This window comes from Nonomuraea sp. NPDC054003 (genome assembly GCF_055585125.1).
Map to the genome: position 1 here is coordinate 425,101 of NZ_JBVJKR010000003.1, position 18,565 is coordinate 443,665.

The following is an 18,565-nucleotide window of genomic DNA, read 5'->3' on the forward strand; positions in this document are numbered from 1 at the left end:
CGTATGGAATATCCGGTACACCGCGCCCTGTCGAGGGTCTGGACGAGGGATATTCCATACGGTATACCGTCTACAAAGGAGGCTCGAATGGACCTGTACGAGTATCAGGCGAAGGAGCTCTTCGGGCGCCACGGGATACCGATCCCCGCGGGCAGGGTCGCGGCCACCCCCCAGGAAGCCCGCGCGATCGCCGCCGAGCTGGGCGCGCCCGTCGTCATCAAGGCCCAGGTGAAGACCGGCGGACGCGGCAAGGCGGGCGGCATCAGGACCGCCCCCGGCCCGGCCGCCGCCGAGGACGAGGCCGGCCACGTGATCGGCATGGACATCAAGGGGCACACCGCGCACCGCGTGCTCGTCGAGACCGCCACCGTGCCCTTCGAGGAGTACTACGCGGCCTTCCTCGTGGACCGGGCCGAGGGCGGGTTCCTCGCCATGGTGTCCGCCCAGGGCGGCATGGAGATCGAGGAGCTGGCGGCCACCGACCCCGACGCCATCGTGCGCGTCCAGATCGACCCTGAGACCGGTGTGGACGCGGAGACGGCCCGGCAGCTCGCGGCCAAGGCGGGGCTGCCGGAGGCCGCCGCGCAGGTGCTGGAGCGGCTGTGGCGGGTGATGGTGGCCGAGGACGCCGTCCTGGTCGAGGTGAACCCGCTGATCTGCACCACCGACCAGCGGATCGTGGCCCTCGACGGCAAGGTGACGCTCGACGGCAACGCCGCCTACCGCCACTCCTGGGAGTACGCGGAGCCCGCGGACAGCCTGGAGGACAGGGCCAGGGCCAAAGGGCTCAACTACGTGAAGCTCGACGGGCGGGTCGGCGTCATCGGCAACGGCGCCGGCCTGGTGATGAGCACGCTGGACGTGGTGGCGGGCGCGGGCGCGGCCCCGGCCAACTTCCTCGACATCGGCGGCGGCGCCTCGGCCCAGGTGATGGCCGACGGGTTGGAGATCATCCTGGCCGACCCGGACGTGCGCTCGGTGCTGGTGAACGTCTTCGGCGGCATCACCGCCTGCGACGCGGTGGCCAACGGCATCGTGACGGCTCTGGAACTGCTCGGCGAGCGCGGCCTCGGCCGGCCGATCGTCGTACGGCTGGACGGCAACAACGCGGAGGCCGGGCGGCGCATCCTGAGCGAGGCCAGGCACCCGGCGGTCCGGCAGGTCCCCACCATGGACGGCGCCGCCGAGACGGCGGCCAGACTCGCGGCAGGTGCGTGATGGCGATCTTCCTGACCAAGGACAGCCGGGTGCTCGTGCAGGGCATGACCGGCGCGGAGGGCACCCGGCACACGGCCCGCATGCTGGCCGCCGGCACCGACGTGGTGGCCGGGGTGACGCCCGGCAAGGGCGGCCGCACGGTCGACTTCGGCGAGCGCACGGTGCCGGTGTTCGGCTCGGTGGCCGAGGCCGCGGCGGAGACCGGCGCGGAGGTGTCGGTGGTGTTCGTGCCGCCGCGCTTCACCTTCGGCGCCGTCGAGGAGGCCGTCGCCGCGCGGGTGCCGCTCTGCGTGGTCATCACCGAGGGCGTGCCGGTGCACGACACGGTACGGTTCCGCGCCCTGGCGGCCCGCGCCGGCACGCGGATCATCGGCCCGAACTGCCCCGGCCTGATCAGCCCCGGCCAGTCGTCGGCCGGGATCATCCCCGCCGACATCACCTCCGCCGGGCGGATCGGCCTGGTCTCCAAGTCCGGCACGCTCACGTACCAGCTCATGTACGAGCTGCGCGACCTCGGCTTCTCCACCGCGGTCGGGATCGGCGGCGACCCGGTGGTGGGCACCACGCACATCGACTGCCTGGCGGCCTTCCAGGAGGACCCCGGCACCGACGCGATCGTGATGATCGGCGAGATCGGCGGCGACGCCGAGGAACGGGCCGCCGCCTACATCGCCGGGCACGTCACCAAGCCGGTCGTGGCCTACGTCGCCGGGTTCACCGCGCCGGAAGGCAAGACCATGGGGCACGCGGGCGCGATCGTGTCCGGCTCGTCCGGCACCGCCCAGGCCAAGAAGGAGGCCCTGGAGGCGGTCGGCGTCCGGGTCGGCCGCACCCCGTCCGAGACGGCGCGGCTGCTGCGCTCGGCGCTCGGGAGGCTCTCGCCATGAGGTTCGACGTCAACCTGTCCATCCTGTTCACCGACCTGCCGCTGCTGGAGCGGCCCGCCGCCGCGGCCAAGGCCGGGTTCGACGCGGTGGAGCTGTGGTGGCCGTTCGGCACGGCCGAGCCGTCCCGCGCCGAGCTGGACGCGCTCCGCGCGGCCATCGAGGACGCCGGCGTGCGCCTGGTGGGGCTCAACTTCGACGCCGGGGACATGGCGGCGGGCGAGCGCGGCCTGCTCGCCCGGCCGGACGCCTCCGCGCGGTTCCTGGCCAACGTCGGCGTCGCCGCCGGCTTCGCTGCCGAGCTGGGCTGCGGCACGCTCAACGCGCTGTACGGCAACGACCCGGGCACCGACCGGGCGCTGGCCCTGACGAACCTGCGGGCGGCGGCCGACGCGGCGGCGGACGCCGGCGCCACCGTGGTCGTCGAGGCGCTCAACTCCCGGGAGAACCCGCACTACCCGATCACCTCGTCGGCCGCCGCCTTCGACCTGATCGACGAGGTGGGCCGGGACAACGTGGCCTTCCTGGCCGACCTGTACCACCTGCACGTGATGGGGGAGGACGTGCTCGCGCTCATCGACGCGCACGCCGCCAGATTCGGTCACGTGCAGATCGCCGACGACCCCGGCCGCGGGCAACCGGGCAGCGGGCGCATGCCGTACCCGGAGATCTTCGCCCGGCTGGCGGTGGCGGGCTACCGGGGGCACGTCGGGCTGGAGTACCGGCACGAGGGGCCGGGCGCGTTCGCTTGGAGGCGGCAGTGACCATAGCTTTCATCGGCCTCGGGATCATGGGCAGCCCGATGGCCGCCAACCTCGTCAAGGCCGGGTACGACGTCGTCGGCTACGACGTCAGCGCCGAACGGGTCGCCGAGCTGGAGGCCCGCGGCGGCAAGGGCGCGGCCGGGGTCGCCGAGGCGGTCGCCGACGCGGACGTGGTGATCACCATGCTGCCCGACTCGCCGCAGGTCGAGGAGGTCGCGCCGGTCGTCGTCGCGCAAGGCGCGTCCGGCCTGATCTACCTGGACATGAGCACGATCAGGCCGGACACCTCCCGGTGGGTCGCCCGCGAGGCCGCCGCCAAGGGCGTCCGCGCCCTGGACGCGCCGGTGAGCGGCGGCGAGCGCGGCGCCGTCGACGGCACCCTGTCGATCATGGTGGGCGGCGACCCCGAGGACTTCGCGGCGGCCCGGCCGGTGCTCGGCGCGCTCGGCACCACGATCGTGCACGTCGGCCCGCCCGGCGCGGGCCAGACGGTCAAGGCCGCCAACCAGCTCGTGGTGGGCGGGATCTACGGCCTGGTGGCGGAGGCCATCGTGCTCCTGGAGGCGTCGGGGGTGGACCCGGTGGCCGGTCTGGACGTGCTCGCGGGCGGTCTGGCCGGCTCCCGGATCCTCGACATCAAGCGGCACACCATGATCAGACGGGAGTTCGCCCCGGGCTTCCGCATCGACCTGCACCACAAGGACATGGGCATCGCCGTGGCCGCCGCCCGCGAGGCCGGCGTCGCGCTGCCGCTCACCGCGCAGGTGGCCCAGCTCGTCGCGGCCGCCCGCGCCCAGGGCCACGGCTCGCTCGACCACTCCGCCCTGCTCAAGGTCGTCGAAAGGTTCAACGGATGAACGCCGTCCCGTGCATGGAGGCCGTGGTCAAGGTGCTGGAGTCGGAGGGTGTGGACACCGTCTTCGGCATCCCGGGCGCCGCCATCCTGCCGCTGTACGCGGCGCTCCAGCACAGCTCGATCCGGCACATCACGGTCCGCCACGAGGAGGGCGGCACGCACGCCGCCGACGGCTGGGCCCGCGTGACCGGGAACGTGGGCGTGTGCATCGGCACCTCGGGCCCCGCCGGCACCAACATGATCACCGGGCTCTACACGGCGATGGCCGACTCGATCCCGATGATCTGCGTCACCGGTCAGGCGGTCAGCTCGAAGCTGCACCAGGAGGCGTTCCAGGCGGTCGACATCGTGGAGATCGCCAAACCGGTCACCAAGTGGGCGGTGCAGCTCAAGGAGCCCGCGCAGGCGCCGTGGCTGTTCCGCGAGGCGTTCCGGATCGCCCGCTCGGGGCGGCCGGGGCCGGTGCTCATCGACCTGCCGCTGGACGTGCAGCGCGGGACCTGCCGGTACGATCCCGCGGTCGACGCGCCGCTGCCCGTCGAGCAGCCCAGACCGCTGCCCCAGGCGGTGCGCAGGGCGGTGGACATGCTGGCCGCCGCCAAGCGGCCGCTGATCCTGGCCGGCGGCGGTGTGATCATCGCGGACGCGCACGAGGAGCTGCGCCGCCTGGCCGAGCACCTTCAGGTGCCGGTGCAGGTGACGCTCATGGGCAAGGGCGCCTTCCCGGAGGACCACCCGCTGTTCGCCGGGATGGCCGGCATCCAGACCCAGACCCAGTGGGGCAACGCCGCCTTCCTCGACAGCGACCTCGTGCTGGCCGTCGGCGCCAGGTTCGGCGACCGGCACACCGGCGACCTCGACGTCTACCGGGGGAACCGGCGGTTCATCCACGTGGACATCGAGCCCATGCAGCTCGGCCGGGTCTTCGAGCCCGACCTCGGGATCGTCGGGCACGCCCGGCCGGTGCTGGCCGGGCTGCTGGACGAGGCGCGCTCCCGGCACCCCGCGCCGCGCCGGCCGGGCAAGTGGGTGCGCCGGGTCGGCGAGCTGCGCGCCACCCTGGTCCGCAGGGACGACTTCGAGGACGTGCCGATCAAGCCGCCCAGGGTGTTCCGCGAGATCAACGAGCACTTCGGCAGGGACACCACGTTCGTCACCGCCATCGGGCTCTACCAGATCTGGTCCGGCCAGTTCCAGACGACCTACCTGCCGCGCCGCTACCTCGTGTGCGGGCAGGCCGGGCCGCTCGGGTGGGAGGTGCCGGCCGCGATCGGGGTGAAGACCGCGCACCCGGAGCGCGACGTCGTGGTGGTCGTCGGCGACTACTCCTTCCAGTTCCTCATGGAGGAGGTCGCGGTCGCCGCCCAGTACAACATCCCGTTCGTGATCGTCATGATCAACAACGAGTATCTGGGTCTCATCAGGCAGGCCGAGATCCCGTACGGCATGAACTTCGCGGTGGACCTGCACTACGGGGAGGGCGGCATCGACCATGTCAAGGCCATGGAGTCCTTCGGCTGCCCGGCGCGCCGGGTGGAACTGCCCGGCGACATCCGCGACGCGCTGGCATGGGCGTCCGGCGAGGCGGCCCGCCGGCGGCTTCCGGTGCTGGTGGAGGTGATGGTGGAGCGCGAGGCCAACGCCGCCATGGGTCCCTCGCTGGACGCCGTCAAGGAGTTCGAGCCGCTGCCCGAGCTCGTCGCCGTCGACTGGTCAGACTGAGAGGAAGGCTCATGCAGGTCAAACCGGGCACGTCCTGGCAGGACGCGTACGACAGGTGCTGCGAGGCGGCGCCGGAGGCGTTCCACCACGACAGGGTGCTCAACCACTGGGGCGGGTTCTGGCAGCGGGACGGGCGGCCCGCGCCGGTGTTCTCGCCGGTGGACGGCACCGCCATCGCCGGGCCGCCCCGGCTGGACCGGGCCGGCGCCGCGCGCGCCGTGGCGGGCGCGGTGGAGGAGCACCGGCGGTGGCGGCACGTGCCGCTGGAGGAGCGCAAGGCGCGGGTGTCGGCGGCCGTGGAGTCCATGGCCGCGCACCGCGACCTGCTCGCGCTGCTGCTGGTGTGGGAGATCGGCAAGCCGTGGAAGACGGCCCGCGCCGACGTCGACCGCTGCCTCGACGGGGTGCGCTGGTACGTGGAGGAGATCGACCGGATGGCGGCGGGGCGCGCCCCGCTGCCCGGCCCCGTCAGCAACATCGCGAGCTGGAACTACCCGATGAGCGTGCTCATGCACGCCATGCTCGTGCAGGCGCTGGCCGGCAACGCGGTCATCGCCAAGACGCCGACCGACGGCGGGCTGTGCTGCCTCACCCTGGCGTGCGCGCTCGCGGTCCGGGAAGGGCTGCCGTTCACGCTGGTCAGCGGGAGCGGGGCGGAGCTGTCACCGGTGCTGGTGGCGGGCAGGTCGCTGGGCTGCGTGTCGTTCGTGGGCGGCAGGGACGCCGGCGGGCACGTCGCGGGCTCGCTGTCCGACCTGGACCGGCGGCACGTGCTGGAGCAGGAAGGGCTCAACTGCTGGGGCGTGTGGGAGTACTCCGGCTGGGAGCTGCTCGGCCGGCAGATCAGGGCCTCCTTCGACTACGGGAAGCAGCGGTGCACCGCCTACCCGCGGTTCGTGGTGCAGCGGTCACTGTTCCACGAGTTCCTCGGGGCCTACCTGGAGGCGGTGGGGTCGCTGCGGTTCGGGCATCCGCTCGCCGTCGCCCATCCCGGCGATCCGCTGCCGGAGCTGGACTTCGGGCCGTTGATCAACGCCTCGAAGGCCAAGGAGCTGGCCGACCAGGTGGACGAGGCGGTGGCGCGGGGGGCGGTGCCGCTGCACCGGGCGTCCGTGGAGTCCGGAAATTTCCTGCCCGGTCAGGATATTTCGGCTTACTTTGCGCCGGTGGCCCTGCTCGACCCGCCCCGCTCGTCCCCACTCCACCACGCCGAACCGTTCGGCCCCGTCGACAGCTTCGTGCTCGTCGACACCGAGGCGGAGCTGCTGGCCGCGATGAACGCCAGCAACGGCGCGCTGGTCGCCACGCTCTCCTGCGACGAGGAGGACACGTACCGCAGGCTCGCCCCGGACGTGCGGGCGTTCAAGGTCGGCCACAACCGGCCACGCTCGCGGGGCGACCGCGAGGAGCTGTTCGGCGGGCTCGGCGCCTCCTGGCGCGGCGCGTTCGTCGGCGGCGAGCTGCTCGTCAGGGCCGCCACCCAGGGCCCCGACGGCGAGCGCCTGCCGGGCAACTTCCCCGGCTACACCCTCATCCCTACTTGAACCCGAACCGGGTCAAGACCACCAGCACCAGGAACGTCAGCATCGCCACCCGCAACAGCTTGCCACCCACCCCGAGCGACGGCCACGACAGATAGGCCAGCCAGCCGACGAACACCACGACCGGCAGCACGGCCAGCCCGCCCAGCCAGCTCTGCACCGCGAACCCGGCCAGCAGCAGCACCACCATCACGGCGGGCGTCACCCAGCGCGGCACCTGCGTGAACAGGAACGCCATCGGCGCCGCGCTGCGCCGCTCCACGGCCTTGCGCATCCCCGTCGCCCCGGGCGTGAAGAACTGCTCGCCCGGCGGCAGCGGCCGCTTGGGCTTGCCCTGGATCTCGCGGGGCTGCGCCATCGGATGCCTGAGGCGGTCGTCGTCAGTGGCCACGGCCCGAGCCTAGCGCCGCCCGAATCGCCCCGGCATCCATCGAACGTCTGACATGCTGGGGGCGTGCTCGCCGTGATCCGTTACACCGTTCCAGAGGCCCAGTCGCAAGGCTTCGCCAAGCAGGCCGAGGTCATCCTCGACACGCTCGCCGCCCAGCCCGGCTACCTGCGCGGCAGGCTCGCCAGATCGGTCGACGAGCCCAACCTGTGGGCCCTGGTCACCGAGTGGGAGGGCGCCGGGTTCTACCGCCGGGCGCTGTCCACCGCCCGGATGGAGATGTACCCGCTCATGATCCTCATGGTGAACGAACCGTCCGCCTTCGAGGACGTTCTCGTCCAAGACGGGGCGTAGCGATAGTCGGGCGCGGAGCCGCTCGCCCTTCCCCTAAGCTGGGATCTCACACATTCATTTCCTCGCCGACCTCCAGCCGGAAAGAGATCCGATCAACATGGCACGACGCACCGACGTCATGGACACCATCGTCAGCCTCGCCAAGCGCCGCGGGCTCGTATACCCGTCGAGCGAGATCTACGGCGGACTGCGCGCGTCCTGGGACTACGGCCCGCTGGGCGTCGAGCTGAAGAACAACGTCAAACGGCAGTGGTGGCTGTCGACGGTCCAGTCGCGCGACGACGTGGTGGGCCTCGACTCCAGCGTCGTCCTGGCCCGCGAGGTCTGGCAGGCCAGCGGCCACGTCGAGACCTTCACCGACCCGCTCACCGAGTGCCAGTCCTGCCACAAGCGCTACCGCGCCGACCACCTGCTCGAGGCGTACGAAGAGAAGAACGGCAAGGCCCCCGAGCGCGGCCTGGCCGACGTCACCTGCCCCAACTGCGGCAACAAGGGCGCCTTCACCGAGCCGCGCCAGTTCAGCGGCCTGCTCAAGACCTACCTCGGCCCGGTCGAGGACGAGTCCGGCCTGGCCTACCTCCGGCCGGAGACCGCGCAGGGCATCTTCATCAACTACCTCAACGTGCAGCAGTCGGCGCGCAAGAAGATCCCGTTCGGCATCGGCCAGATCGGCAAGTCGTTCCGCAACGAGATCACGCCCGGCAACTTCATCTTCCGCACCCGCGAGTTCGAGCAGATGGAGCTGGAGTTCTTCGTCAAGCCCGGCTCTGACGAGGAGTGGCACCAATACTGGATCGACGAGCGCTTCCGGTGGTACTCCGATCTCGGCATCGCCAAGGACAACCTGCGTCTCTACGAGCACCCGCGGGAGAAGCTCTCCCACTACGCCAAGCGCACCGTCGACATCGAGTACCGCTTCAACTTCGCCGGCGGCGAGTGGGGTGAGCTGGAGGGCATCGCCAACCGCACCGACTTCGACCTGACCGCCCACTCTAAGGCGTCCGGCACCGACCTGAGCTTCTTCGAGCAGGAGACCGGCGAGCGCTACGTGCCCTACGTGATCGAGCCGTCGGCCGGCGTCGACCGGGCCACGCTCACCTTCCTCATCGACGCCTACACCGAGGACGAGGCGCCCAACGCCAAGGGCGTCATGGAGAAGCGCACGGTCATGCGGCTCGACCACCGGCTCGCCCCGGTCAAGGCCGCGGTGCTGCCGCTGTCGCGCAACGCCGACCTGTCGCCCAAGGCCCGCGACCTGGCCGCGGCGCTGCGCAGGCGGTGGAACGTCGAGTTCGACGACGCGGGCGCGATCGGCCGCCGCTACCGCCGCCAGGACGAGATCGGCACTCCGTTCTGCATCACGGTCGACTTCGACACGCTCGAGGACAACGCCGTGACCATCCGCGAGCGCGACTCCATGGGCCAGGAGCGCATCTCCATCGACCAGGTGGAGAGCTACCTGCGCCAGCACCTCAACGACTGACGCGCGCCGCGTCGCGGGGGGCCTCTCTACGGAGGGGCCCCCTTCCGTTGTGTGCCGCGCCGCTCACTCCAGACCCCGTACACCGAAAAATCATGTAAAGGCCGGTGTTACGCCCCTTTTCGCGTGCGCTTGATGGAGTGGCCCCCATAGCTGAAAGACAGGGGGATCCATGGCACGCACAACACTTCTCGCGCTCGTCCTGGCCGCCGCCGGTGCGCTCCTCGCGACCGGCGGCGCCGCCATGGCCGAGCCGGAGCCCTCGGCGCTGGAACTGCGGGTCGTCGTCGACGACTGCCCCGAGGCCAGGCCATGACCGAAGCCGCGCTGCTCGAACGGGCGCTGTTCGAGGTCAAGAGGGTGATCGTGGGGCAGGACCACATGGTGGAGCGGCTGCTCGTCGCGGTCCTGGCCCGCGGGCACTGCCTGCTCGAAGGGGTGCCCGGCATCGCCAAGACGCTGGCCGCCGAGACCACCGCCACGGTCGTCGGCGGCACGTTCTCGCGCATCCAGTTCACGCCCGACCTGGTGCCGTCCGACATCGTCGGCACCCGGATCTACCGGCCGTCGACCGAGACCTTCGACATCGAGCTCGGCCCGGTGATGGTCAACCTGCTGCTCGCCGACGAGATCAACCGGGCGCCCGCCAAGGTGCAGTCGGCGCTGCTGGAGATCATGGCTGAGCGTCAGGTCAGCATCGGCGGGCGCACCTACGAGGTGCCCAAGCCGTTCCTGGTGCTGGCCACCCAGAACCCCATCGAGTCGGAAGGCGTCTACCACCTGCCGGAGGCGCAGCGCGATCGGTTCCTGCTCAAGGTCGACGTCGGCTATCCCAGCGAGTCGGAGGAGCTGGCGATCGCCTACCGGATGAGCGTGGACCCGCCGCGACCACAGCCGGTCCTCACCCCCGACCAGGTGGTGGCGCTGCAACGGCGCGCCGACGAGGTGTTCGTGCACCACGCCGTCGCCGAGTACGCCGTCCGCCTCGTCCACGCCACCCGTGAGCCCGAGCGTTACGGGCTGCCCGACCTGCGCGGGCTGCTCGCCTTCGGCGCCGGCCCGCGCGCCACCCTCGGTCTGCTCGCCTCCGGCCGGGCGCTGGCGCTCATGCGGGGTCGCGAGTACGTGCTGCCGGAGGACGTGCGAGACCTGGCGCACGACGTGATGGCGCACCGGCTGGTGCTGTCGTTCGACGCGCTGGCCGACGACGTCCCGCCGCGGGCCGTCGTGGACCGGGTGCTCGCGGCGGTGCCGCTGCCGGTCGTCGCCCCGCAGCAGGAGTCAGCGGCATGAGCTCCTACCTGACGGCCGAGCCCGCGCTGCGCAGGCTGGAGCTGACCATCACCAGGCGGCTGGACGGGCTGCTGCAGGGCGAGCATCTCGGACTGTTCCCCGGGCCGGGCAGCGAACCCGCGGAGGCTCGCCCGTACCAGGCCGGAGACGACGTGCGGCGGATGGACTGGAACGTCACCGCGCGCACGAACGAACCCCATGTGCGCGAGCTCGTCGCCGACCGCGAGCTGGAGATCTGGGCGCTGCTCGACGCCAGCGCCAGCATGGACTTCGGCACGGCGTCGATGGAGAAGCGGGAGCTGGCGCTGGCCGCCCTCGCCGCGGTCGGCTTCCTCACCCAGCGCACCGGCAACCGCATGGGCGCGCACCTGCTGCACGGAGGCGGTGTCCGGGTGCTGCCGGCCAGGACCGGGCGGCCGCACCTGATGGCGCTGCTCCGAGCCGTGTTCTCGCTGCCGCGCACCCCGCCCGGCACCCCTGGGTCGCTCCTGGGCGCCGCCGCCGATCAGCTCTGCCGGACTGTCAGGCGGCGCGGCCTCGTGGTCGTGGTGTCGGACTTCCTGGACGCGCCGCGGACGTGGGAGGGGCCGCTGCGACGGCTCACCGCCCGGCACCAGGTGCTGGCGGTCGAGGTCCTGGACCCGCGGGAGCTGTCGCTCCCCGACGTGGGCGTCCTGACGCTCGTCGACCCGGAGACGGGGCGGCGGTGCGAGGTCTCCACGGCCGGCGCCAGCCTCCGCCTGCGCTACGCCGAAGCGGCCGCCGGCCAGCGGGCCGCCATCGAAGCCGGTCTGCGCCGCGCGGGGGTCGCCCACCTGCGCCTGCGCACGGACGGCGACTGGGTACGCGACCTGGTGCGCCACGTCCTGAAACACCGCCGCCTCGCCCACCGCTCCGCCACCGCGGGGCCTTCCCCCGCACCCCTTTCAACCACCACGACGGCAGGCCGTCCTTCCGGAAACGGCCCCTCACCCGAGCCCGCTGGATCCGGAGAGAGCCGGAGACGGGGGCTTGCCCGGCTCGCCGCCTTCCGCCGCGCCCTCGCCCGCTCCGACGCCCCGTCTGAGGAAGACCGTCCGCTCGGTCAGGGGCGGCCGGCCGGGAGGGGGCAGGTCGTCGGTGAGGGGCCTCCGCCGGGAGGGGGTGAGGTCGCATGACGCTGCTCTCGCCGATGTGGCTGCTGTTGCTGGTGCCCGTCGCGTTGCTCGCGGCAGGGTACGTGGTCGCGCAGAGGCGGCGCACCGAGTACGCGGTGCGGTTCACGAATCTCGATCTGCTGGACAAGGTCGCCCCGCGCGGGCCGGGGTGGCGCAAACACGTGCCGGCGGCGTTGTCACTCGCCATGTTCGTGCTGCTGGTGGCCGGGTTCGCCAGGCCGACGGCCGAGGTGACGGTGCCGAGGGAACGGGCCACGATCATGGTGGCGTTCGACGTGTCCGCCTCGATGGCGGCCACCGACGTCAGCCCTGACCGGTTCAGCGCGGCCAGGCAGGCGGCCACCCAGTTCGTGGAGCACCTGCCGCCCCGGTTCAACCTGGGCCTGGTGGCGTTCTCCGAGAACGCTTCGGTCGTCGTGCCGCCGACCACCGACCGCCCGGCCGTGCTCGGCGCGCTCGACCGGCTGACCACCACCGCGGGCACCGCCATCGGCGAGGCCGTCTACTCCTCGCTGGACGCCATCGAGGCGCTCGACACCGAGGAGCAGGCCCCGCCCGCGCACATCGTGCTGCTCTCCGACGGCGAGAACACGACCGGCCGGACCGTCGAGGAGTCGGCGCGCGAGGCGGCGGCCCGGGGCGTGCCCGTCACCACGATCGCTTATGGCACGCAGGAGGGCGTCATCGAACTCCAGGGAAGACAGTTGCCCGTGCCGGTGGACGGCCCCGCGCTGCAACGGCTCGCGGAGACGGCCGGTGGCGGCTTCTACGAGGCGGCCAGCGGCGATGAGCTCCAGGCCGTGTACGAGGACATCGGCACCTCGGTCGGCTATCGGACCGAACGGCAGGAGATCTGGCAGTGGTTCGTCGCGGCGGGGCTGATCGCGGCGCTGCTGGCGGCGGCCACCTCGATGCTCTGGTTCGCGAGGCTGCCGTGAACGGGCTCGGCAGGCCCAGCGGCCCCGCCTTCACGCAGGTGCCCCTGGCCGTCCCGCCGCCCTCCCGCCCCGTGGAACCCGCGCGCCGGGGCGGTCGTCTCCTGGTGACCGCCGTGCTCGTCGCGGCGGTCACCGGTGCGGCGGCCGGACTGGCGGGGGCGGCCGCCTTCCGATACGGGGAACCCGCCACCGCACTGCCCCGGGCGGCGCCGGCCGCCTCGGGCGGCGCGACCGGGCTGAGCGCGACGGCCGCGATGGTCCTGCCGAGCGTGGTGTCCGTCGAGGCGGGCCGGGCAGGCGGGTCCGGCTTCGTGGTGGACGGGAGCGGCCATGTCCTCACCAACGCGCACGTGGTGCGGGGCGCGTCCGACGTGACGGTGGTGCTCAGCGACGGCCGCAGGCTGGGCGCGCGGGTGCTCGGCTCCGACGACGACGAGGACCTGGCCGTGCTGGAGGTGGTGGGCGCGGGTTCCGCCCGCCTGCCGCCGGCCACGCTGGGCCGGTCGGCGGACCTGTCGGTGGGGGAGCAGGTGCTCGCCATCGGCTCGCCGCTCGGCCTGTCGGGGACGGTCACCGCCGGCATCGTCAGCGCCACCGATCGGGAGGTGCGGCTGGGCGGCGCGTCCCGTACCGCGGTGCAGACCGACGCCTCCATCAACCCGGGCAACTCCGGCGGCCCGCTGGTCAACGCCCGTGGCGAGGTCGTGGGGGTGAACACCGCGATCGCGGCCGGGCGGGGCGGCGGCAACATCGGCATCGGGTTCGCCATCCCCATCGACCGGGCCGCGCCCATCGCGGACCGCCTCATCCGAAACTAGGGTCCGAAGTATGCGATTGCTGGTCGTCGAGGACGAGGAAGACCTGGTGGAGGCGTTACGCGTGGGCCTGGTCCGGGCCGGATACGCGGTCGACGTGGCCGCCGACGCCCTCACCGCGCACGAGAAGCTCCAGGTCAACTCCTACGACCTGGTGCTGCTCGATCTCAACCTGCCCGGCGGCGACGGTTTCCAGCTGTGCCGGGCGGTCAGGGCGACGGGCGACGGCGTGCGCATCATCATGGTCACCGCGCGGGACCGGCTGGACGACCGCGTGCGCGGACTCGACGAGGGCGCCGACGACTACCTGGTCAAGCCGTTCGCCTTCCCCGAACTGCTGGCGAGGGTCAGAGCCCTGCTGCGCAGGGACACCGGCGGCACCTCCGTCCTCGAGGTGGGAACGCTGCGGATCGATACCGCGAGGATGGAGGTGTCGCTGGACGGGCGGGCGCTGGCGCTCACCCCCAAGGAGTACGGCGTCCTGCACTACCTGATGACCAGACCGGGCTACGTGGTCTCCAGCGAGGAACTGCTGGAGCACGTCTGGGACGAGCACGCCGACCCGTTCACCAACACCGTCCGGGTGACCGTCGGCAACCTGCGCCGCAAGCTCCAGGCCGACGGCCTGATCGAGACCGTCATCAGCCGGGGGTACCGGCTCAGGGAGCCCGCATGATCCACACCATCCGGTTCCGGCTCACCGTGCTCTACTCGGGGCTGCTCTTCCTGCTCGCGGCGCTGGTGCTGGGCGGCATCTACTACGCGGTCTCCCGTACGACCGAGCAGCGCTCGTACGCGACCGAGATCGCGAAGACGTACCGGGACGGCGAGTACGTCGGCAAGCAGGAAGTGGTGTTCATCGAAGAGGTGGAGAACGCGATCAACGTCGGGACGCTCGCCACCCTGCGCGACTACTCGCTGTACACGCTGGGCGGGCTGTTCGCGGCGAGCCTGGGCATCGGCTGGCTGCTGTCGGGCCGGGTGCTGCGGCCGGTCCGGTCGATCACCCGTACCACCGAGGAGATCCAGGCGACGGACCTGTCACGGCGGATCACCCTGCGCGGCCCGAGCGACGAGTTGAAGGACCTGGCCGACACCATCGACACCATGCTCGACAGGCTGGAGGAGGCGTTCCGGGCGCAACGGCAGCTCATCGACGACGCCTCCCACGAGCTGCGCAGCCCACTGACGATCATCAGGGCGAACGTGGACGCGGTGCTGCTGTCGCCGGAGGCGAGCGAGGAGGAGCGCGGCCGGGCCGTCGCCGTCGTGGACCGGGCCACCACCCGGATGACCCGCCTGGTGGAGGACCTGCTGGCCAGCGCCCGCAGGCAGGGCACCGCGTTCGCCGACACCGACCTGGGCCTGTCGCGGGTGGCCGTCGAGGCCTGCGAGGAGTACGCGGCTCTGGCCACCGCGCGCGGCCTCACCATCACCAGGCGGCTGATGCCCGGCCTGGAGACGACCGGCGACCAGGACGCGCTCCGGCGGGCGGTGGCCAACCTGCTGTCCAACGCGGTGCGGCTGTCCCCGCCGGGCGGGCGGGTGCGGGTGGCCGCCGGCAGGTGGGGGGCGACGGACATGATCTCCGGCGGAGCGTCCCGCCTGCGGCCGCTGCACCGCGCGGCGGGCTGGGCTGCCGCGAGGTCCGGCCACCAGAAGGCCGGTCACCGGGAGGCCGCCGTGGACGAAGCCGGCGGCTGGCTGTGGGTGGCCGTGCGCGACGACGGCCCGGGGCTGGCGGCGGAGGACCAGGCGCGGGTGTTCGACCGGTTCTGGCGCGGTGAGGCCAGCCGCCGCGACCGGCACACCGGGCTGGGGCTGGCGATCGTCAGGCAGATCGTGGAGTCGCACGGCGGCAGGGTGGCGGTGCACTCGCGGATCGGGGAAGGGGCCACGTTCGTGCTGTGGCTACCGGCCCGCGGCGGCGCCCCCGGCCCGGCGCCCGACCACAACCCGTTCCCCTGACGGTCCGGCCTGCTGCCATCGTCGCGCCTGCGGCATCTGTGCGCCGCCGCGCGGGTGCCGGCTGATCTCCATGACCGACGCGTACGCCAGCCCTTCCGACGGCTTGTATAGCAGTGATCCGATTCTGCGCCCGATGCTCAAGAATTGGTTTGAACCATTGGTATAAACCACTTCTCGAAGTGGTCGGAATAATGAATGGATTAGACCTCTGGAGGGCGTCTGAGCTGGGGAAACGTTGACTTAACCGAAGAGTGCAGTTTCATCATCAATTCCGCCGGTAGAGTCCGAGTAGAAGCGTTGATTGGAGCTGTGGTGGCCAAGTACGTTTACGACTTCACCGAGGGCAACAGGAATCTCAAAGATCTCCTGGGCGGAAAGGGCGCCAACCTCGCCGAGATGACCAATCTCGGGCTGCCCGTTCCTCCGGGGTTCACGATCACTACTGAGGCGTGCCGCCACTACCTGGCAGAGGGCGCCCTGCCCGAAGGTCTCGACCGGGAGGTCGAGGAGCACCTGCGGGCGCTCGAGGAAAGCATGGGCAAGCGGCTCGGCCAGGCCGACGACCCGTTGCTCGTCAGCGTGCGCTCGGGTGCCAAGTTCTCGATGCCGGGCATGATGGAGACGGTGCTCAACATCGGGCTCAACGACGAGTCCGTGCACGGCCTCGCGAAGCAGGCGGGCGGCAACGACCGCTTCGCCTGGGACTCCTACCGCAGGCTCATCCAGATGTTCGGCAAGACCGTGCTCGGCATCGACGGCGACCTGTTCGAGGACGCCCTCGACGCTCTGAAAGACGGCCGCCAGGACACCGACCTCGACGCCGGTGAGCTCCAGCGCCTGGTCGAGTCGTACAAGGGCATCGTCCGCGACCAGACCGGCGACGACTTCCCCGCCGACGCGCGCGAGCAGATGCGGATGGCCGTCATGGCCGTCTTCGACTCCTGGAACGCGCCGCGCGCGATCCTCTACCGCCGCCAGGAACGCATCCCGGCCGACCTCGGCACCGCCGTCAACATCTGCTCCATGGTCTTCGGCAACTGCGGCGGCGACTCCGGCACCGGCGTCGCCTTCACCCGCGACCCGGGCAGCGGCCGCCAGGGCATCTACGGCGACTACCTGCAGAACGCGCAGGGCGAGGACGTCGTCGCCGGCATCCGCAACACGATCCCGCTGCAGGAGCTGGAGCGGCTCGACAAGCGCTCCTACGACGAACTGCTGTCGATCATGGAGACGCTGGAGAACCACTACCGCGACCTGTGCGACATCGAGTTCACCATCGAGCGCGGCAAGCTCTGGATGCTGCAGACCCGCGTCGGCAAGCGCACCGCCGGCGCCGCCTTCCGCATCGCCACCCAGCTCGTCGACCAGGGCCTCATCACCATGGACGAGGCCGTCACCCGGGTCACCGGCGACCAGCTCGCCCGCCTCATGTTCCCCCGCTTCGACGCCGGCGCGGACAAGCGGCGCATCGCCAAGGGCATGAACGCCTCGCCGGGCGCGGCCGTCGGCAAGGCCGTCTTCTCCTCCGAGCGGGCCGCCGAGCTGGCCGCCCAGGGCGAGGACGTCATCCTGGTGCGCCGCGAGACCAACCCGGACGACCTGTCCGGCATGATCGCGGCCCGCGGCATCCTCACCAGCCGCGGCGGCAAGACCTCGCACGCCGCCGTGGTCGCCCGCGGCATGGGCAAGACCTGCGTGTGCGGCGCCGAGGAGCTGGACGTCGACACGGCCGGCCGCACGTTCTCCGCCCCCGGCGGCGTGGTCGTCAACGAGGGCGACGTGATCTCCATCGACGGCACCAGCGGCGAGATCTTCCTCGGCGAGGTGCCGGTCGTCGCCTCCGCCGTGGTCGAGTACTTCGAAGGCGCCGAGCCCGAGGACGACCTGGTCAAGGCGGTCGACCGCATCATGCGGCACGCCGACGGGGCGCGCCGCCTGGGCGTGCGGGCCAACGCCGACAACCCCGAGGACGCCGCCAGGGCGGTCCGCTTCGGCGCCGAGGGCATCGGGCTGTGCCGCACCGAGCACATGTTCCTCGGCGACCGCCGCCAGCTCGTCGAGGACCTGGTGCTCGCCGCCGGCGCCGAGGACCGGCAGGCCGCGCTGGACGCGCTCGAACCCCTCCAGAAGTCCGACTTCGTCGGCATCTTCCAGGCGATGGGTGACCGGCCGGTGACCATCCGGCTCATCGACCCGCCGCTGCACGAGTTCCTGCCCGACATCGTCGGGTTGTCCGTCAAGGTCGCCACCGGCGAGGCCACGGACAAGGACCGCGCCCTGCTGGCCGCCGTCAAGAGACTGCACGAGCAGAACCCGATGCTCGGCCTGCGCGGCGTACGGCTCGGCCTGGTCATCCCCGGCCTGTTCGCCATGCAGGTACGCGCCATCGCCCAGGCCGCCAAGGAGGTCCCCGGCGCCCGGCCGGAGATCATGATCCCGCTCATCGCCGCCGTCCAGGAACTGGAGTGCGTCCGCGAGGAGGCCGCCGCCATCCTCGCGGAGGCGGGTGTCGACGCGCTCATCGGCACCATGGTCGAGACTCCCCGGGCCGCCCTGACCGCCGGGCAGGTCGCCGAGGCCGCCGAGTTCTTCTCGTTCGGCACCAACGACCTCACCCAGATGGCGTGGGGCTTCTCCCGCGACGACGTCGAGGCCTCGTTCTTCTCCCGCTACCTGGAGCTGGGCATCTTCGGCGTCTCCCCGTTCGAGACCCTCGACCGCGAGGGTGTCGGCCGGCTGGTCGCGATCGCCACCGAGGAAGGCCGTGCCACCAGGCCCGACCTCAAGATCGGCATCTGCGGCGAGCACGGCGGCGACCCGGACTCCGTCCATTTCTGCCACGACACCGGGCTCGACTACGTCTCCTGCTCACCCTTCCGCATCCCGGTCGCCCGCCTCGAAGCCGGCCGCGCCGCCCTCAGCGACACCGACTCCGACACCCGCTGACCGACCTCCCCCGGAGCTCCACCCACCGGAACTCCCCGTCCGAGAAAGTCCTCGTACGGGGAGCTCCGGGGACGGGTCCTGTCCGGGGAGGTCTCGTGCGAGGAGAGGCCCCCGTACGGGGAGTTTCCGGCGGACGATGGTCCCCTACGGAGAGTTTCGGGGACGCGCCCTATCTGGGGGAGATTCCGTACGAGGAGAGGTCTCGTACGGAGAGTTTCGGGGACGCGCCCTATCTGGGGGA

Annotated in this window: 17 protein-coding genes; 16 read left to right on the forward strand and 1 reads right to left on the reverse strand. The window is 71.8% G+C overall.

Going from position 1 to position 18,565, the window contains the following annotated elements:
* Positions 1–87 precede the first annotated feature (87 nt).
* Genes sucC through ACZ6YG_RS09600 form a run of 6 tightly spaced genes read left to right on the forward strand, consistent with a single transcriptional unit; the run spans position 88 to position 6,988 of the window.
* Positions 88–1,218: an ADP-forming succinate--CoA ligase subunit beta gene (sucC, locus tag ACZ6YG_RS09575; RefSeq protein WP_148033361.1), complete on the forward strand. Its 1,131-nt coding sequence runs from the start codon at positions 88–90 to the stop codon at positions 1,216–1,218.
* Positions 1,218–2,105 carry a succinate--CoA ligase subunit alpha gene (gene sucD, locus ACZ6YG_RS09580; protein WP_219549733.1) on the forward strand — a complete coding sequence of 296 codons (888 nt, stop codon included), beginning with the start codon at positions 1,218–1,220 and terminating at the stop codon, positions 2,103–2,105. Before sucC ends, sucD begins: the two co-directional genes overlap by 1 nt.
* Positions 2,102–2,866, forward strand: a complete 765-nt coding sequence (locus tag ACZ6YG_RS09585; RefSeq protein ID WP_466017670.1) for a hydroxypyruvate isomerase family protein — start codon at positions 2,102–2,104, stop codon at positions 2,864–2,866. Before sucD ends, ACZ6YG_RS09585 begins: the two co-directional genes overlap by 4 nt.
* Complete coding sequence (locus ACZ6YG_RS09590) at positions 2,863–3,723, forward strand: 2-hydroxy-3-oxopropionate reductase (RefSeq protein ID WP_466017671.1); 861 nt, start codon at positions 2,863–2,865, stop codon at positions 3,721–3,723. The genes ACZ6YG_RS09585 and ACZ6YG_RS09590 overlap by 4 nt, the downstream gene beginning before the upstream one ends.
* Positions 3,720–5,444, forward strand: coding sequence for a glyoxylate carboligase (gcl, locus tag ACZ6YG_RS09595; RefSeq protein WP_466017672.1), 1,725 nt, complete (start codon positions 3,720–3,722; stop codon positions 5,442–5,444). Before ACZ6YG_RS09590 ends, gcl begins: the two co-directional genes overlap by 4 nt.
* 11 nt (positions 5,445–5,455) lie before the next feature.
* Positions 5,456–6,988, forward strand: a complete 1,533-nt coding sequence (locus tag ACZ6YG_RS09600; protein ID WP_466017673.1) for an aldehyde dehydrogenase family protein — start codon at positions 5,456–5,458, stop codon at positions 6,986–6,988.
* Here ACZ6YG_RS09600 and ACZ6YG_RS09605 read toward each other — a convergent pair.
* Positions 6,981–7,376, reverse strand: coding sequence for a DUF6703 family protein (locus ACZ6YG_RS09605; protein WP_466017674.1), 396 nt, complete (start codon positions 7,374–7,376; stop codon positions 6,981–6,983). The genes ACZ6YG_RS09600 and ACZ6YG_RS09605 overlap by 8 nt on opposite strands.
* A gap of 63 nt (positions 7,377–7,439) precedes the next feature.
* Here ACZ6YG_RS09605 and ACZ6YG_RS09610 point away from each other — a divergent pair, with 63 nt between their 5' ends.
* The 10 genes from ACZ6YG_RS09610 to ppdK all read left to right on the forward strand — a co-directional run bounded on the left by ACZ6YG_RS09610 (position 7,440) and on the right by ppdK (position 18,324).
* Positions 7,440–7,727 (forward strand): antibiotic biosynthesis monooxygenase family protein, encoded by a 288-nt coding sequence (locus tag ACZ6YG_RS09610; RefSeq protein ID WP_148033355.1) that lies wholly within the window; start codon positions 7,440–7,442, stop codon positions 7,725–7,727.
* Positions 7,728–7,824: 97 nt separating this feature from the next.
* The gene (locus ACZ6YG_RS09615; protein ID WP_466017675.1) at positions 7,825–9,210 is read left to right on the forward strand and encodes a glycine--tRNA ligase; all 1,386 of its coding nucleotides are present in this window, start codon (positions 7,825–7,827) and stop codon (positions 9,208–9,210) included.
* Positions 9,211–9,379: 169 nt separating this feature from the next.
* Positions 9,380–9,523 carry a hypothetical protein gene (locus ACZ6YG_RS09620; protein WP_271274750.1) on the forward strand — a complete coding sequence of 48 codons (144 nt, stop codon included), beginning with the start codon at positions 9,380–9,382 and terminating at the stop codon, positions 9,521–9,523.
* Positions 9,520–10,500, forward strand: a complete 981-nt coding sequence (locus ACZ6YG_RS09625; protein WP_466017676.1) for an AAA family ATPase — start codon at positions 9,520–9,522, stop codon at positions 10,498–10,500. Before ACZ6YG_RS09620 ends, ACZ6YG_RS09625 begins: the two co-directional genes overlap by 4 nt.
* Positions 10,497–11,657, forward strand: coding sequence for a DUF58 domain-containing protein (locus ACZ6YG_RS09630; RefSeq protein WP_466017677.1), 1,161 nt, complete (start codon positions 10,497–10,499; stop codon positions 11,655–11,657). Before ACZ6YG_RS09625 ends, ACZ6YG_RS09630 begins: the two co-directional genes overlap by 4 nt.
* A complete protein-coding gene (locus ACZ6YG_RS09635) occupies positions 11,654–12,595 on the forward strand; it encodes a VWA domain-containing protein (RefSeq protein ID WP_219549747.1) in 942 nt (313 codons plus the stop codon). Before ACZ6YG_RS09630 ends, ACZ6YG_RS09635 begins: the two co-directional genes overlap by 4 nt.
* Positions 12,592–13,413 carry a S1C family serine protease gene (locus tag ACZ6YG_RS09640; RefSeq protein ID WP_466017678.1) on the forward strand — a complete coding sequence of 274 codons (822 nt, stop codon included), beginning with the start codon at positions 12,592–12,594 and terminating at the stop codon, positions 13,411–13,413. The genes ACZ6YG_RS09635 and ACZ6YG_RS09640 overlap by 4 nt, the downstream gene beginning before the upstream one ends.
* A 10-nt stretch (positions 13,414–13,423) precedes the next feature.
* Positions 13,424–14,086, forward strand: a complete 663-nt coding sequence (locus tag ACZ6YG_RS09645) for a response regulator transcription factor (protein ID WP_148033350.1) — start codon at positions 13,424–13,426, stop codon at positions 14,084–14,086.
* Complete coding sequence (locus tag ACZ6YG_RS09650) at positions 14,083–15,378, forward strand: sensor histidine kinase (protein WP_466017679.1); 1,296 nt, start codon at positions 14,083–14,085, stop codon at positions 15,376–15,378. The genes ACZ6YG_RS09645 and ACZ6YG_RS09650 overlap by 4 nt, the downstream gene beginning before the upstream one ends.
* 312 nt (positions 15,379–15,690) lie before the next feature.
* Entirely contained in the window at positions 15,691–18,324 is a 2,634-nt protein-coding gene (gene ppdK / locus ACZ6YG_RS09655) for a pyruvate, phosphate dikinase (protein ID WP_466017680.1), read from the forward strand.
* Positions 18,325–18,565: the final 241 nt, after the last annotated feature.

What these genes read in the sequence shown, in the direction of transcription:
- ACZ6YG_RS09615 (WP_466017675.1), top strand. Translation starts at nt 7,825, where the DNA reads ATGGCACGACGCACCGACGTCATGGACACCATCGTCAGCCTCGCCAAG.
- ACZ6YG_RS09650 (WP_466017679.1), top strand. Translation starts at nt 14,083, where the DNA reads ATGATCCACACCATCCGGTTCCGGCTCACCGTGCTCTACTCGGGGCTG.
- sucC (WP_148033361.1), top strand. Translation starts at nt 88, where the DNA reads ATGGACCTGTACGAGTATCAGGCGAAGGAGCTCTTCGGGCGCCACGGG.
- gcl (WP_466017672.1), top strand. Translation starts at nt 3,720, where the DNA reads ATGAACGCCGTCCCGTGCATGGAGGCCGTGGTCAAGGTGCTGGAGTCG.
- ACZ6YG_RS09600 (WP_466017673.1), top strand. Translation starts at nt 5,456, where the DNA reads ATGCAGGTCAAACCGGGCACGTCCTGGCAGGACGCGTACGACAGGTGC.
- ACZ6YG_RS09625 (WP_466017676.1), top strand. Translation starts at nt 9,520, where the DNA reads ATGACCGAAGCCGCGCTGCTCGAACGGGCGCTGTTCGAGGTCAAGAGG.
- ACZ6YG_RS09635 (WP_219549747.1), top strand. Translation starts at nt 11,654, where the DNA reads ATGACGCTGCTCTCGCCGATGTGGCTGCTGTTGCTGGTGCCCGTCGCG.
- ACZ6YG_RS09630 (WP_466017677.1), top strand. Translation starts at nt 10,497, where the DNA reads ATGAGCTCCTACCTGACGGCCGAGCCCGCGCTGCGCAGGCTGGAGCTG.
- ACZ6YG_RS09645 (WP_148033350.1), top strand. Translation starts at nt 13,424, where the DNA reads ATGCGATTGCTGGTCGTCGAGGACGAGGAAGACCTGGTGGAGGCGTTA.
- ACZ6YG_RS09620 (WP_271274750.1), top strand. Translation starts at nt 9,380, where the DNA reads ATGGCACGCACAACACTTCTCGCGCTCGTCCTGGCCGCCGCCGGTGCG.
- sucD (WP_219549733.1), top strand. Translation starts at nt 1,218, where the DNA reads ATGGCGATCTTCCTGACCAAGGACAGCCGGGTGCTCGTGCAGGGCATG.
- ACZ6YG_RS09585 (WP_466017670.1), top strand. Translation starts at nt 2,102, where the DNA reads ATGAGGTTCGACGTCAACCTGTCCATCCTGTTCACCGACCTGCCGCTG.